Annotated in this window: 10 protein-coding genes; 4 read left to right on the forward strand and 6 right to left on the reverse strand. The window is 68.8% G+C overall.

The features are described from left to right. Positions 1-23: 23 nt before the first annotated feature. A complete protein-coding gene (locus QGN30_RS14260) occupies positions 24-1,712 on the reverse strand; it encodes a DUF4407 domain-containing protein (RefSeq protein ID WP_014380206.1) in 1,689 nt (562 codons plus the stop codon). Between the two features lie 227 nt (positions 1,713-1,939). On the opposite strand from QGN30_RS14260, the gene QGN30_RS14265 reads away from it, so the two are divergent. After that, a complete protein-coding gene (locus QGN30_RS14265; RefSeq protein ID WP_009954143.1) occupies positions 1,940-2,497 on the forward strand; it encodes a hypothetical protein in 558 nt (185 codons plus the stop codon). Positions 2,498-2,603: 106 nt separating this feature from the next. After that, on the forward strand, positions 2,604-3,032 hold the full coding sequence (locus QGN30_RS14270; protein ID WP_014382645.1) for a type II toxin-antitoxin system Rv0910 family toxin: 429 nt from the start codon (positions 2,604-2,606) through the stop codon (positions 3,030-3,032). A gap of 4 nt (positions 3,033-3,036) precedes the next feature. Here QGN30_RS14270 and QGN30_RS14275 read toward each other — a convergent pair whose 3' ends face one another. The 5 genes from QGN30_RS14275 to malQ form a co-directional block, all read right to left on the reverse strand. Continuing rightward, positions 3,037-3,318 (reverse strand): LapA family protein, encoded by a 282-nt coding sequence (locus tag QGN30_RS14275; protein ID WP_008257067.1) that lies wholly within the window; start codon positions 3,316-3,318, stop codon positions 3,037-3,039. 93 nt (positions 3,319-3,411) lie between these two features. Then, on the reverse strand, positions 3,412-5,187 hold the full coding sequence (locus tag QGN30_RS14280) for a molybdopterin-dependent oxidoreductase (protein ID WP_026071377.1): 1,776 nt from the start codon (positions 5,185-5,187) through the stop codon (positions 3,412-3,414). Positions 5,188-5,453: 266 nt separating this feature from the next. Then, positions 5,454-5,924, reverse strand: coding sequence for a nuclear transport factor 2 family protein (locus QGN30_RS14285; protein WP_008257062.1), 471 nt, complete (start codon positions 5,922-5,924; stop codon positions 5,454-5,456). A gap of 4 nt (positions 5,925-5,928) precedes the next feature. After that, positions 5,929-6,810 carry an LLM class F420-dependent oxidoreductase gene (locus QGN30_RS14290; RefSeq protein WP_009954148.1) on the reverse strand — a complete coding sequence of 294 codons (882 nt, stop codon included), beginning with the start codon at positions 6,808-6,810 and terminating at the stop codon, positions 5,929-5,931. A 35-nt stretch (positions 6,811-6,845) separates the two neighbouring features. After that, a complete protein-coding gene (gene malQ / locus QGN30_RS14295; RefSeq protein WP_009954150.1) occupies positions 6,846-9,029 on the reverse strand; it encodes a 4-alpha-glucanotransferase in 2,184 nt (727 codons plus the stop codon). A 415-nt stretch (positions 9,030-9,444) separates the two neighbouring features. Between malQ and eccB the strand changes: the two genes are divergently transcribed. Then, positions 9,445-10,962 carry a type VII secretion protein EccB gene (eccB, locus tag QGN30_RS14300; protein ID WP_009954151.1) on the forward strand — a complete coding sequence of 506 codons (1,518 nt, stop codon included), beginning with the start codon at positions 9,445-9,447 and terminating at the stop codon, positions 10,960-10,962. Beyond that, on the forward strand, positions 10,959-15,122 hold the full coding sequence (locus QGN30_RS14305; protein WP_009954152.1) for a type VII secretion protein EccC: 4,164 nt from the start codon (positions 10,959-10,961) through the stop codon (positions 15,120-15,122). Before eccB ends, QGN30_RS14305 begins: the two co-directional genes overlap by 4 nt. The last annotated feature ends 3 nt before the right edge of the window (positions 15,123-15,125 follow it).

Consider the following 15,125-nt stretch of genomic DNA (forward strand, 5'->3'; position numbering starts at 1 on the left):
CTTCGGTCCGCAATAGCGCCAGGCTATTTCGGCGGCGGCAGTTGGCGCGGGCCTTCCGACGCACCCAAATCCCGCGGCGCTCCGCGCGTCGCCAACTCCGGTGCGTGTCCGGCGGCCGGCAGGCGACCCTCGCCGGGTGTGTAGCGCGATGAGGTGACGAATTCCGTCCGGGCAGACGGCGTTTCGGCACCACCTTCGCCCGCGGGCAGTTCGGCGCTCGACGCCTCGGAGTTGACGGTCACCGTGCGGGTTCGCTTCAGCGCGAACGTGATCTCTTCGGTCTCTTCGAGTACCCCTTCAAACACGTGGCGCGCGGTGCGTAGCGGCTGGGTCGTGGTGTCGATCACCCGCGCCACGAACGGCGGTACCAGCGGCCTGATCCAGCGGGCGGCGGCCCGGGTCGCCTCCGGGAGCGACGGGATCAACGGCGCGTTTCGCTCGTCGGGCCGCGCGATCTCGTCGCCCGCCTCCGGCGCGGGCCGCTGGGCGATCGCCCGGCTGGCCGCCTCCGCTTCGGCGGCGATCGGCAGATACCCGCCGTCCTCGACCGGTTCGACGGCCCGCCGCGACGGCGCGTGCACCGGGTGCTCGAGGGCCTGCAGGACACGGCGACGCTGATGCTCGCGGTCGATCTCGGTCTGCGCCTCGATGGCGAGCCGGGCCTGGGTCAATTGGTGCTCGGCCCACATGATCTCGGCGTCGCGGCGGACCTCGGCCCGCTTGATTGCGATGGCGGTGTCCGCGTCGAGTTCGGCGCGGTCGCGCTCCGCGCGCGCGGCGGCGTGGCGATCGTAAGTTGTCTGCCCGCGCCACAACCCCAGGATCAGTGGCGCCAGGTACAGCAGCACGCACGCCCCGATGGTCAGCACACGCAGGGCTTGGGCCCCCGCGGTGTTCCACGCGAGGTCATTCATCGCGACCCACCGTGCGCCCAGGCCCCGGCCGGCGTCGGCGATGACGCCGCGCCGCGCATCCTGCAGGTCTTGCTCCTGTCGCGAGATCGTGGCATCCAACGCCGGCGCGCGGCTGTCCCGCGCGGACAGTGCGGCGTCGAGTTCATGCTGGGCGTCGTTGAGAAGCTCGTTGCCAGTGCGGGTTTCGGGTCCGGGTCCCGGAACGCCGGTGATCCGGGTCTGCGGGCAACCGGGGGTGGGGTGATATTCACAGCGGGCGACGACCAGGGCCCTGTCCTGCCGATCGCGGGCCTGCGTGACGGCGCGCTCGAGCGCGGCGCGCGCCTCCTCGGTGCGCTGTAGCGATGCCGATGCCTGCGCGACCGCGGGCGCCGATTCCGCGGCGCGCGCAGCGCGTTCGTCGACACGCTGGTCGATCGAACCGGACAGGATCACCAACGTGGCTAGTTCGCCGACGATGACGCCGACCGCGGCCGCCATCGCGGCGCGTCCCACGAGGCCCGGGCGGCTCCGGTGGGAGCCCGGCACGGTGGCGCGGGTTACCGCGCCGGCCAGCAGGCCGAAGACGACGGTCAGCGGCACGACGGCAACGCTCGTCGCGCGGGCCGACCCGCCCACTGCCAGCGCCGCGACCAGCCAGGCCAGCGCGGCTCCCAGCATCACGACGGCGCCGGCCACCGCGTGGGCGGACCGCTCGTGGCGTTCGCCGGCCTCGCGGCCGTCTCCGCCGCCGAGCCAGATGAGCGCTTCCGCGACCCTGGCCAGGCCCGGGCGGCGGTCGATTACTTCCTGGGGCATGAGACTGAAAACACCTCCGCGATCAAGCCTCCCAGGCCCGGGGCCGACGCATCGAATCGAAGCTGCCACGTGTGGCGGGCCTCACAGGCCGGCGGGATGGACGCAGATCACCAGCCGGGCGTCGGCCGGGCGGGCCCGGTGCGACGGGACGGGAACGCGCGCGTAATTCCTGCGACGCGAGCGGATCAGCGGTCGTTCGGGCAGGTGACGTGAGACGGTATAAGCCTATGTCGAATCACGATTTTGTCACCTACGAGGAATTCGGTCGCAGGTTCTTCGAGGTCGCCGTCACCCCCGAGCGTGTCGCCGCCGCGTTCGCCGACATCGCCGGCAGCGAGTTCGCCATGGAGCCGATCGCGCAGGGACCGGGCAAGATCGCCAAAGTCAGTGCGAATGTCTCCATCCAGGAGCCCCGCGTCACCCGCCGACTGGGCGACAGCATCACCTTCGTCATCCACATACCGCTGTCGATCGACCTGCTCGTGGACCTGTGGCTCGACAAGCAGCGCTTCGTGGTCTCGGGTGACATCGCCCTGCGAGCGACCGCGCGCGCGGCCGAACCGCTGCTGCTGATCGTCGACGTCGCCAAGCCGAGGCCTTCCGACATCACCGTCAATGTCTCGTCGAATTCCATCCGCGGCGAGGTGCTCCGGATCCTGGCGGGGGTGGACGGCGAGATCCGGCGATTCATCGCGCAGTACGTCGCGGCCGAGATCGACGCGCCGGCGTCGCAGGCGGCACAGATCATCGACGTCGCTCAGCAACTCGAACAGGCGTGGCCCTGAGGTTGCCCCACGAATAGCGCCGGCGGTGTTGGGGTACCCAGCCACGGTTGTGCGTTTGACCACGTGGGTGGCGGCGCTTGGGATCGGGGAGGAGCGGAGGAACGCCTTGGCTCGAGTAGATGTTTCGGTGTCCTCGAAGGTGGAGCCGGAAGCGGCCTGGAAGCTGGCGTCGGACCTGGACCGGTTCGACGAGTGGATGACGATCTTCGCCGGGTGGCGAAGCCCCGTTCCCGACACGATCGAGGAAGGCACCTGTGTCTCGTCGTGCGTGAAGGTCAAGGGTTTCCGCAACGTCATCCATTGGACCGTCACCCGGTACGACGAGCCGAAATCGATTGAGCTGCAAGGCCGTGGCCGTGGTGGAATCCGGCTCAATGTGGAGATGACCGTGTCGGCGAACGACCCGGGATCGACCTTTCACCTCACCGCCGACCTCAAAGGCGGCCTGCTCAGCGGGCCGATCGGGGGACTGGTCGCCAGGGTGCTGCGATCGGACGTGCAAAAGTCCGTGAACAACCTCGCGTCGTTGCGGTAGGGACCTATCGGCCCGGGTGGCCGATCACCCATTCGCGCTGCGCCTGGCGAATCCGCCTGCGGTCCATCGCAAGCCACGCCAGGCCCGCCCCGAACGCGAGCATCGCGACGATCGCCGCGACGACGCCCGCGTGAGCCTGTCCCAGGGCAAAGTTCGCCACGCACACCACGAACGCCAGCGCAGCCGCACAGACCACGACCAATCCGGGCGTCTGCGCCGCATCATGCATCGAGTCGTCGCCGCGGCGGGCAACGGTCCGATCATCATCGACAGGGCTGTGCCTCATGGGCGTCTCCTCTGCTGTCGCTTCCGTCCGGCCGATGCAGTGGAGCTACCCAAAACACCGGCTGGACAAACGACTTGGCGGAGTCGACGGCCGCTACAGGGTCTGGTGCCGCCCGAAGTACTTGTGGTCCTCGCTGTAGCCGCCATAGCCGCTTCCGATGTCGCGGTAGTCGGCGACGAATTCGATTCCCTTGATCCACTTCACCAATTTGAATCCGTGCTGCAGCTCGTTGCGCAGCCGCAGCGGCCTGCCGTGCATGTACGGCAGCTGCTGGTCGTTCATGTTGTAGGCCAGCATCGTCATGTGGTGGTCCATCTGACCGATGTGATGGGCGTTGTAGTAGATGCCCCCCGTGGCGCCCAGACCCATCGAATAGAACACCGCCCACTTCGCCTCGGGCAGCGGCTTGACGATGTCCATGATCGTCTTCATTTGCACGCCACCCCATTTGGCGACGCCCGACCACGCCTGGATGCAGAAGTGCTGGCTGATCTGCTCGTGGTAGGGCAGCGCCATCAAGTCCTCGAGCGAGAACTCCATCGGGTGCTCGACCAGGCCGTAGACCTTGAGCCGCCAGTTCTTGAAGTCGTCGCGCTCGAGCTCTTTGTATTCGACGGTCTCGGGGAGGCGGCCGTTGCGCCAGTGGTGCGGCGAGATGTCGTTTTCGGTGAAGGCGCCCGGCTTGGGGTCCAGCCGTTCGAGCGCTCGCTGGAACGGCCCGACCAGGGCGTACCCGACCCGCTGAACGACCCGCGGGTGCTTGATGGTGAACGGGGTGGCCCACACCCACGCGACGGCCGTCAGCACCATGGCCGCGGCGAAGATCCAGAAACCCATCCAGCTGTTGTCGTCGCGGGAGGCGAACATGTGGTTGAGGTTCCGCAGTGCCTCGGTGGTCAACACCATCGTCACGTGCACCAGGATGAAGAACAGGAAGTACACCAGCACCAGGAAATGCAGCGACCGCGCGTGCTGAATGCTCAGGCGCTTGCTCAGCCAGTGCACGCGCTGCGACAGCGCCGGCGACATCCCCAGGCCGGTGATCAACGCGGCTGGCGCGGCGATGAAGACGGTGGTGAAGTACGACAGCAGCTGCAGGCCGTTGTAGGCGACCCAGCCGTTGTCGGTCGGCCAGTCCAGCGACATGTACTGAATCGCGACCGACGCGGCGTTGGGAAAGACGTCCCAGCTGGTCGGCACGATGTGGCGCCACTGCCCGGTGGTGAACAGCAACACGTAGAAGACCGCCCCGTTGAGGAGCCACAACACGTCGACGCCGAGATGCCACCATCGCGCCAGCCCGATGGAGTGCCGGAATCCGGGCAGGCCGAATTGCGGCGGCAGGGCGACGGTGTCGGCGTTGGCGGTCCACAGCTCGTCGTCCGGCACCGGCGGGCCGACCCGCAGCCACTCGTCCTTGCCCGGGGTGGCGTTGCGGCTGAAATAGAGCCGGGGATGGTCACAGAGAATCTGAATCCCCGTCCTGATGATGAACATCATCATGAACAGGTTGAAAAAGTGCGTCCAACCGATCCACGCGGGCAGCCCGTCGGGAGCACCGCTGTGCGGATCGGTCCCGGGGTAGCGCGCGATGAACGACTGAATGGCCGGCATGTTGTGCAGGCCCTTGCCGATCGCCACCGACGCGATCAGCAGTCCAAAGCCGATCGGGATCAACCACAGAAGGTTGAACCACCGGTCACGGCCGACGCGCAACTTCGGGGCGGTCGCCCGCCTGGTCAGATCGAACCCGCCGCCGTACTCCTCGACATCGATGGTGTCGTGGGCGGTATGGATCTCGTGCCGATAACCAGGATCGGATGTCAGCGGCGTGCCTACCGCCAACGTCGAGACTGAGCCGTTCCCCACCGGGTCAATACGTTTGCTTTCGGCATGCGTCACGGGGTTGAAAATACACCAAAACACCTGGATAAATCCAAGTTTGATTGGAAAAAATCCTTCCGTGGCGCGTCGTGTCCCGTCGTGTGATCGTCGGCAACAGTTGCCAGGGGGCGGAATCCGCTCCGGCTCGGACGCCGGTTGCCGCAACTGCCTACGGAATGCTCAATTCTTTCCGCAAACACGGCTCCTTGGCGATTGCTGTGAATTCTCTCCCAACCTCCTAGCAGACGAGGCTAGGCGGTGTCGCGCGGTAACAGCCGGCGCACCGGGCGCGTCTCGAGGGCGTTGATCGTCAGCGCGCGGCGGGCGATCCGCCAGCCGGCGGCCGTCAGCTCGTATGCGTCGTCGTAGCGCAGGTGCCACACCACATCCACCACCTCGTCGCCCCGCGGGTTCCAGTGGTGAGCGACGCACGCGACGCGCCCGCGCGCGGCCCCCCGCCGCCCGGCCGCCTCGTACACCTCGCCGACGATAGCGTGCTCGGTGCGCGCGACCGCGGCCACGGCCCCGACGGCCCTCGCGATGGCGGCGCGGCCGCGATGCGCATGTGTCGGCAACAGATCGGCCGGTGGCGAGGGCACGACCAACTCGGCCTCGGTGGTGAAAAGCTCTGCGACGGCGCCGAATTCACGGTCATCGACGTGGGCGGCGTACCGGTGAACCACATCGCTGAGCGCCATTCGCTCGTCAGCGGAAAGCGTCATCGGTTCACGAAACCAGCGACAGCCGCTGCGCGCACGCCGACAGGGCGTCCTTGGCCGCCTCGAGGTCGGCGGTCGGCGGCATGGCCAGCACCAGCCGGTCGGCGCCCTGGTCGACCAGGCCCGCCGCGCGCTCGGCGTCGATCTTGGTGACACTGTGGCCCAGCGACACCTCCAGTGCCGCGGGGTCGCGGCCTGCCGCCGATGCCTCCTCGCGCATGAGCCCGATCAGCGACGCCAGCGCCGGACCGGTGACGCCAAGGGGCTGGAAGCCGTCGCCGAAGCGCCCCGCACGGCGTGCGGCCGCTCGGCTGTGGCCGCCGATGTGCACCGGAAACCGTTCCCCGGCAACGGGTTTGGGATAGCTCATCACATTGTCGAAGCTGAAGAATTCACCGTGGAAGGACGCCCCCTGGGGTCGGTCGGCCCACAGCGCGCGCAGCACCGCCAGCTGCTCGTCGGCCCGCCTGCCCCGATTGTCGAAGTCCGCGCCGCACGCCTGCAGCTCCTCTTTGAGCCAGCCCACACCCACACACAGCCGCAGCCTTCCACCGGAGAGGGCGTCGACGGTGGCGACCCGCTTGGCGAGCACCACCGGGTGGTGGTTGGGCAACACCAGCACCCCGGTGGCCAGCCCGAGGCTGGTGGTGTGGCCGGCCAGAAAGGCCAGCAGATCCAGCGGGTCCGGGATGGGGCAGTCGGGGGCCAGCCCGACCCGCCCGGAACGGTCGTAGGGATAGACGCTGTCGTAGCGCGTGAGCAGGACCGTGTGCTCGACGGCGACGATCGATTCGAATCCGCAGGCTTCGAGGTGGCGCGCGAAGGCCACCATCCACTCGGGGTCCGCGGTGACACCGTCGGCGACCGGGGCCACCACTGAGACCTTCATGGTTGGTGAAGCTAACAAGCCGACCGGTCGCGCGGTCAGCGGGCCGCGCTTTGAACGCTCTCCGAGCTTTCCGAGGCGGCCGGGGCGATCGCGGCGCGCACGGCCTCGGCCAGCGTGGCGGCCCGGGGGTCGGTGAACACGTCTTCGAGCAGCACGTCGCGCCCGTCCGGACCGGTCAGCGGGACCCGCCAGTTGGGGTATTCGTCCGTAGTGCCGGGCTGGTTCTGGGTGCGACGGTCACCGACGGCGTCGGTGAGCGCCAGCCCCAGCAGCCGCGACGGCGTCCGGCCCAGGTACTTGTACAGCGCCAGGACGACCTGCTGCGGGTCGTCTTCGCCTTCATCGAGCAGCCCCACCCGGCGCAACTCGGCCAGCCACGCCGCCAACTCGGCACGGTCGGACTCGAGCTCCTCGGCGACGGGCCGGGTCAGCAATCCCAGCGAGTCACGCAGCCGCACATGGTCGCCCGCCAGGTAGCCGGCCGTCGGCGGCAGGTCGTGGGTGGTGACCGAGGACAGGCAGTACTCCCGCCAGCGCTCCGCCGGCAGTGGTCCGCCGTTCCCGTCGCGGTCCAGCTCGAACCAGAGGATCGACGTGCCCAGCAGCCCCCGCAACAACAGGTAGTCACGCACCCACGGCTCGACCGTGCCGAGGTCCTCGCCCACCACCACCGCGCCGGCCCGGTGTGCCTCCAGGGCGACGATGCCGATCATGGCTTCGTGGTCGTAGCGGACGTAGGTGCCCTCGGTTGGTGGTGCACCCCGCGGGATCCACCAGAGCCGGAACAACCCGATGATGTGGTCGATGCGCACCCCGCCGGCGTGCCGCAGTACCGCGCGGATCAACGCGCGAAACGGCCGGTACTCGTGCTCGTCCAGTCGGTCCGGCCGCCACGGCGGCTGCGACCAGTCCTGGCCGAGCTGATTGAACTCGTCCGGTGGCGCCCCGGCGGTCACGCCCAGCGCCATCACATCCTGCAGCGCCCAGGTGTCGGCGCCGTTGGGGTGCACGCCGACGGCCAGGTCGCCCATGATGCCCAACGACATTCCGGCCCGGATCGCCTGGGACTGGGCCGCGGCGAGCTGCTCGTCGATTTGCCATTGCAACCAGCGGTGGAAATCGACGGTGTCGGAATGTTTTTCGACAAAGTCTGCGACCCCGGACGCGTCGGGATGTTGCAGCGCTTCGGGCCAACGATGCCAGTCATCGCCGTATTGTTCGGCCAGCGCGCACCAGGTCGCGAAGTCGTCGAGTGCGCGGCCCTCCCGGTCGCGGAACGCCGCGTAGGACAGTTCCCGGCCCGCCGACCGCGGTTCCTCGTGCAGCAGCTTGAGGGCGGCCCGTTTGGCCGCCCACGAGCTGTCGCGGTCGATGGTGTCGACGCGGCCGGCGCGCTCCTGGACGTCCGCGCGCAGCCGGCGGACCCGGCTGCGCTTGCCCAGGTCGGCGAATTCGGGGATCGCCTCGACGCGAAGATAAATCGGATTGACGAAGCGCCGCGACGTCGGCAGGTACGGCGACGGCTCCATCCGGCCCTTCGGACCCGGAGGCGCCGCCGCATGCAGCGGATTGACCAGGAGGTAATCGGCGCCGTGGCGCGACGCCGACCACACCGCGAGGTCGGTCAGATCGGTGAGATCCCCGACGCCCCAGGACCCCCGGGACCGCACGCTGTAGAGCTGAACCGCCAGGCCCCAGGCGCGACGGTTGCCGAGCCGCTCCGGCAGCCCGAGCCAATCCGGCGTCACGATCAGCGCGGTGCTGGTCTCGGAGTCCCCGGACCGCAGGTGCACCCGGTGATACCCCAGCGGCAGGTCGGTGGGCAGCAGGAAGCTGGCCTCGCCGACCCAGCGTCCGTCCAGGTCGAACGGCGGGGTGAAGTTGTCGACCTGCGCGACGTCGCCGCGCACCGTGCCGTCCTCGAGCGCCAACCACACCTCGGCGGGAGCACCGTGGGTGACGTGGGCCCAAAACCGGATCTGCTCACCGGTGCGGCCGACGATGGTCGCCGGCAGTCGCCGCGCCCAGTGCGACCTCAGCTTGGCGGTGAGCGCGAGGTTGCGTTCCTGTTCGTCGCCGGCCGCGACGCCGAGCGCGGCCAGCACGGCCTTGAGCGTCGCCTCAGACACCCGCACCCGCCTGCCGCTCCAGTCCTCGTACTCCGTCGCGATGCCGTACCTCCGGGCGAGTTCGATCAGCGACGGTGCGAGTTCGGTCATAGGGCCATCTTGCTGCCAGGATTCGCCGACCGGCGACCCGGACCCGACGCGAGTTGGCGTTTTCTTTGCTGGACGGCCGCCTTCCGTTCATCTGCCCCGCCCGTCGGTGACCCGCTCCGCGCGCTCGACAGGACGCCGGCGCGATGGGCCACTACGATGCCGTGAGGGGATTCGGTGGCTGATCTTGGGGGAACAGAAACTGCCAGCTCAACGGCGCCGGTCGGGGCCGTCCGCGCGGGGGCGCCGGCGCGGTGAACGGGCCGGATCCGGGCGCGATGAGCAGAGGCAGAAGTGAATGCGCTTCGGCGCCGCATGGCGAGGTCCGTGCAGGTGCCTTACCGTTGTCATGTAATTCGCGCTGGATCGGTTCACAGGGGCCGAATCCAGGCGTTCGAGCAACCCGGATGGTGAATTAGTGGCGGAAGAGAGTCGCGGGCAGCGCGGGTCGGGGTACGGCCTTGGGCTGTCGACGCGGACCCAGGTCACCGGCTATCAGTTCCTTGCCCGCCGGACCGCGATAGCGCTGACCCGGTGGCGCGTGCGCATGGAGGTCGAGCCCGGCCGACGGCAGAACCTCGCCGTGGTGGCATCGATTTCGGCCGCCCTGGTGATCTGCCTGGGCGCGCTGCTCTATTCGTTCATCAGCCCGGCCGGCCAGATCAACGAGTCGCCGATCATCGCCGACCGCGACTCGGGCGCCCTGTACGTCCGGGTGGGGGACCGGCTGTATCCCGCGCTGAACCTGGCGTCGGCGCGGCTGATCACCGGCCGCCCGGACAATCCGCACCTGGTTCGGTCGAGCCAGATCGCCAGCCTGCCGCGCGGCCCGATGGTGGGCATCCCGGGTGCGCCGTCGAGCTTCCACCCCACCAGCCCGGGCGCCTCGTCATGGTTGGTCTGCGACACCGTGGCGAACTCGACCGGCGCGGGCGCCCCGTCCGGCGTGACGGTCACGGTCATCGACGGCAATCCCGATCTGAGCCACCACCGGCGGGTGCTGACCGGGACGGACGCGGTGGTGCTGAACTACGGCGGCGACGCCTGGGTGATCCGCGACGGACGCCGCTCGCGCATCGACGCCGCGAACCGGTCGGTGCTGCTGCCGCTGGGCCTGACCCCCGAGCAGGTCAGCATGGCCAAGCCGATGAGCCGCGCCCTCTACGACGCGTTGCCGGTGGGTCCGGAACTGACGGTGCCCCAGATTCAGAACGCGGGCGCCGGCGCGTCGTTCCCGGGGGCGCCCGGACCGATCGGCACGGTGATCGTCACCCCGCAAATCAGTGGGCCGCAACAGTATTCGCTGGTGTTGGCCGACGGTGTGCAGACGCTGCCGCCGTTGGTGGCCCAGATCCTGCAGAACGCCGGACCGGGCAACACCAAACCCGTGACGGTGGAACCGTCCGCGTTGGCGAAGATGCCGGTGGTCAACAAGCTGGACCTGTCGTCCTACCCGGATGCGCCCCTGAACGTGATGGACATCCGCGAGAACCCGGCGACCTGCTGGTGGTGGCAGAAGACCTCCGGTGAAAACCGGGCCCGCGTGCAGGTCATCTCCGGCGCGACCATCCCGGTCGAGACGAAGGACGTCAACCGGGTGGTGTCGCTGGTCAAGGCGGACACCACCGGCCGCGAAGCCGACCAGGTGTTCTTCGGGCCCGACTACGCGAACTTCGTCGCCGTCACCGGAAACGATCCCGGTGCCAAGACCACCGAATCGCTGTGGTGGCTCACGGACGCGGGCGCCCGGTTCGGGGTCGACGACACCCGTGAAGTCCGAGAAGCGTTGGGCCTGAAGACGAAACCGGCCCTGGCGCCGTGGGTGGCGCTGCGGCTGCTGCCGCAGGGGCCGACGTTGTCGCGCTCGGATGCGCTGGTGCAGCACGACACGCTGCCGATGGATATGTCCCCAGGAGAGTTGACGGTACCGAAGTGAAACGTGGATTTGCCCGGCCGACACCGGAGAAGCCCCCGGTCATCAAGCCGGAGAACATCGTCCTTCCGACCCCGCTGAGCATTCCGCCGCCGGAGGGCAAGCCCTGGTGGCTGGTGGTGGTCGGTGTGCTGGTGGTCGGCCTGCTGATCGGCATGGTCGGCATGACGTTCGCCAGCGGCTCGCACGTGTTCGGTGGCGCGGGCGCCATCTTCCCGATCTTCATGATCGGCGGCGTCGCGATGATGATGTTCGGCGGCCGGTTCGGCGGCCAGCAGCAGATGAGCCGGCCGAAGCTGGACTCGATGCGCGCCCAGTTCATGTTGATGCTCGACATGCTGCGCGAGACCGCCCACGAGTCGGCCGACAGCATGGACGCCAACTACCGGTGGTTCCACCCCGCGCCCACCACGCTGGCCGCCGCGGTCGGATCCTCGCGCATGTGGGAACGCAAGCCCGACGGCAAGGACCTGAACTTCGGCGTGGTCCGTGTCGGCGTCGGCATGACACGTCCCGAGGTGACCTGGGGTGAGCCCCAGAACATGCCGACCGACATCGAGCTCGAGCCGGTGACCGGTAAGGCGCTTCAGGAGTTCGGGCGCTATCAGAGCGTCGTTTACAACCTGCCCAAGATGATCTCGGTGCTGGTCGAACCCTGGTACTCGCTGGCCGGGGACCGCGAGCAGGTCCTGGGTTTGATGCGGGCGATCGTCTGCCAGCTGGCGTTCTCCCACGGCCCCGACCATGTTCGGATGATCGTGGTCAGTTCGGATGTGGACGAATGGGACTGGGTGAAATGGCTGCCCCACTTCGGTGATCCGCGCCGCCAGGACGCGGCGGGCAACGCGCGCATGGTGTACAGCTCGGTGCGTGAGTTCGCCGCCGAGCAGGCCGAATTGTTCGCCGGCCGTGGGTCTTTCACTCCCCGCCACGCCAGCTCGGCCGCCCAGACGCCGACGCCGCACACGGTGATCATCGCCGACGCCGTTGACCCCCAATGGGAGTACGTGATCAGCGGCGAGGGCGTCGACGGGGTGACGTTCTTCGATCTCACCGGCTCGCCGATGTGGAGCGCGGTGCCGGAGCGGACCCTGCGGTTCGACAAGATGGGTGTGATCGAGGCGCTGCCCCGCGACCGCGACACCTGGATGGTGATCGACGAGAAGCCGTGGTTCTTCGCCCTCACCGACCACATCAGCGTCGCCGAGGCGGAGGAGTTCGCGCAGAAGCTGGCGCGCTGGCGGCTCGCCGAGGCGTACGAGGAGATCGGCCAGCGGGTGGCGCACATCGGCGCCCGAGACATCATGTCCTACTACGGAATTGACGATCCCGGCCACATCGATTTCGAGGCGTTGTGGGGCAGCCGCAACGACTCGATGGGCCGGTCGCGGTTGCGGGCCCCGTTCGGTGTGCGTTCCGACAACGGCGAGCTGTTGTTCCTGGACATGAAGTCGCTGGACGAAGGCGGCGACGGCCCCCACGGCGTCATGTCCGGGACGACGGGTTCGGGGAAGTCGACCCTGGTGCGGACGGTGATCGAATCGCTGATGCTCAGCCACCCGCCGGAGGAGCTGCAGTTCGTGCTGGCCGACCTCAAGGGTGGGTCGGCGGTCAAGCCGTTCGCCGGGGTGCCGCACGTGTCCCGGATCATCACCGACCTGGAAGAGGACCAGGCGTTGATGGAGCGCTTCCTCGACGCGCTGTGGGGGGAGATCGCGCGTCGTAAGGCGATCTGCGACAGCGCGGGTGTCGACGACGCCAAGGAATACAACTCGGTGCGCAGCCGGATGCGGGCGCGCGGCCAGGACATGGCGCCGCTGCCGATGCTCGTGGTCGTCATCGACGAGTTCTACGAATGGTTCCGCATCATGCCGACGGCGGTCGACGTCCTCGACTCGATCGGCCGTCAGGGCCGCGCCTACTGGATCCACCTGATGATGGCGTCGCAGACCATCGAGAGCCGCGCCGAAAAGCTCATGGAGAACATGGGTTACCGGCTGGTGCTCAAGGCGCGTACCGCCGGTGCGGCGCAGGCGGCCGGCGTGCCGAACGCGGTCAACCTGCCCGCCCAGGCGGGCCTGGGGTACTTCCGCCGCAGCTTGGAGGACATCGTCCGGTTCCAGGCCGAATTCCTTTGGCGGGACTACTTTCCGCGCGGCCTCACCGACGACGGGGACGAGGCGCCGGCGTTGGTGCACAGCATCGACTACGTCCGCCCGCAGCTGTTCACGAACTCGTTCACCCCGCTGGAGGTCAGCGTCGGGGGGCCCGAGGTCAATACCCCGGCGATCCCCACCGACGGCGACCTGCCGGAGGTAGAGGGACCGGACGACGACGTCGAAGGGATCCGGACGCCGAAGGTCGGCACGGTCATCATCGATCAGCTGCGCAAGATCGACTTCCAGCCCTACCGGCTGTGGCAGCCGCCGCTGAACCAGCCCGTCGCGATCGACGAGTTGGTGAACCGGTTCCTCGGCCGCCCGTGGCAGCAGGATTACGGCACCGCGCGGGATCTGGTCTTCCCGATCGGGATCATCGACCGCCCGTTCAAGCACGACCAGCCGCCGTGGACCGTCGACACGTCCGGCCCCGGTGCCAACGTCCTGATCCTGGGGGCCGGCGGCTCGGGCAAAACCACCGCGCTGCAGACCCTGATCTGCGCGGCGGCGCTGACCCACACACCCGAGCAGATCCAGTTCTACTGCTTGGCCTACAGCAGCACCGCCCTGACCACGGTCGCCGGGCTGCCCCACGTCGGCGAGGTGGCCGGTCCGACCGACCCGTACGGCGTGCGCCGCACGGTGGCCGAGCTGCTGGCCCTGGTGCGGGAGCGCAAGCGCACCTTCCTCGAGTACGGCATCGCCTCGATGGAGGTGTTCCGGCGGCGGAGGTTCGGCGGCGAGCCCGGGCCGGTCCCCAATGACGGGTTCGGCGACGTCTACCTGGTGGTGGACAACTACCGCGCGCTGGCCGAAGAGAACGAGGTGCTGATCGAGCAGGTGAACGTGATCATCAACCAGGGCCCCTCGTTCGGGGTGCACGTGGTGGTCACCGCCGATCGCGAATCCGAGCTGCGGCCGCCGGTGCGCAGCGGCTTCGGCTCCCGGGTCGAGTTGCGGCTGGCCGCCGTCGAAGACGCCAAGCTGGTGCGGTCCCGGTTCGCCAAGGATGTTCCGGTCAAGCCGGGTCGCGGCATGGTCGCGGTCAACTACGTCCGCCTCGACGCCGACCCGCAGTCCGGTCTGCACACGCTCGTGGCCCGGCCCGCGTTGGCGAGCACGCCGGACAACCGGTTCGAGTCCGACAGCATCGTCGAAGCCGTCAGCCGTGTCGCGAGCGGCCAGGCCCCGCCGGTGCGCCGGCTGCCGGCGACGTTCGGCATCGATCAGCTTCGCGAGATTGCCGCCCAGGACACCCGCCAGGGCGTCGGTGCGGGCGGAATCGCTTGGGCCATCTCCGAATTGGACCTGTCGCCGGTCTACCTCAACTTCGCCGAGAACGCGCACCTGATGGTCACCGGCCGCCGCGAATGTGGGCGCACCACGACGCTGGCCACCATCATGTCCGAGATCGGGCGGCTGTACGCGCCGGGAGCCACCAGCGCCCCGCAGCCGCCGGCGGGGCAACCCTCGGCGCAGGTGTGGCTGGTGGACCCGCGGCGTCAGCTGCTGACGACGCTGGGTTCGGACTACGTGGAGAAGTTCGCCTACAACCTCGACGGCGTGCAGGCGATGATGGGCGAACTGGCCGCGGTCCTGGCCGGCCGCGAGCCACCGCCGGGCCTGTCGGCCGAAGAGTTGCTGTCGCGGTCGTGGTGGAGCGGACCGGAGATCTTCTTGATCGTCGACGACATCCAGCAGCTACCAGCCGGTTTCGATTCGCCGCTGCACAAGGCCGCACCGTGGGTGACCCGGGCCGCCGACGTCGGCCTGCACGTGATCGTCACCCGGACGTTCGGTGGTTGGTCGTCGGCGGGCAGCGACCCGATGTTGCGGGCGCTGGCCCAGGCGAACGCGCCCCTGCTGGTGATGGACGCCGACCCCGACGAGGGATTCATCCGCGGCAAGATGAAGGGTGGTCCGCTGCCCCGCGGCCGCGGCCTGCTGATGGCCGAGGACACCGGCGTGTTCGTTCAGGTCGCCGCGACGGAGATACGCAAGTAGGGC

It is taken from the genome of Mycobacterium sp. 3-98 (genome assembly GCF_035918355.1).
Classification (GTDB): Bacteria; Actinomycetota; Actinomycetes; order Mycobacteriales; family Mycobacteriaceae; genus Mycobacterium; species Mycobacterium intracellulare.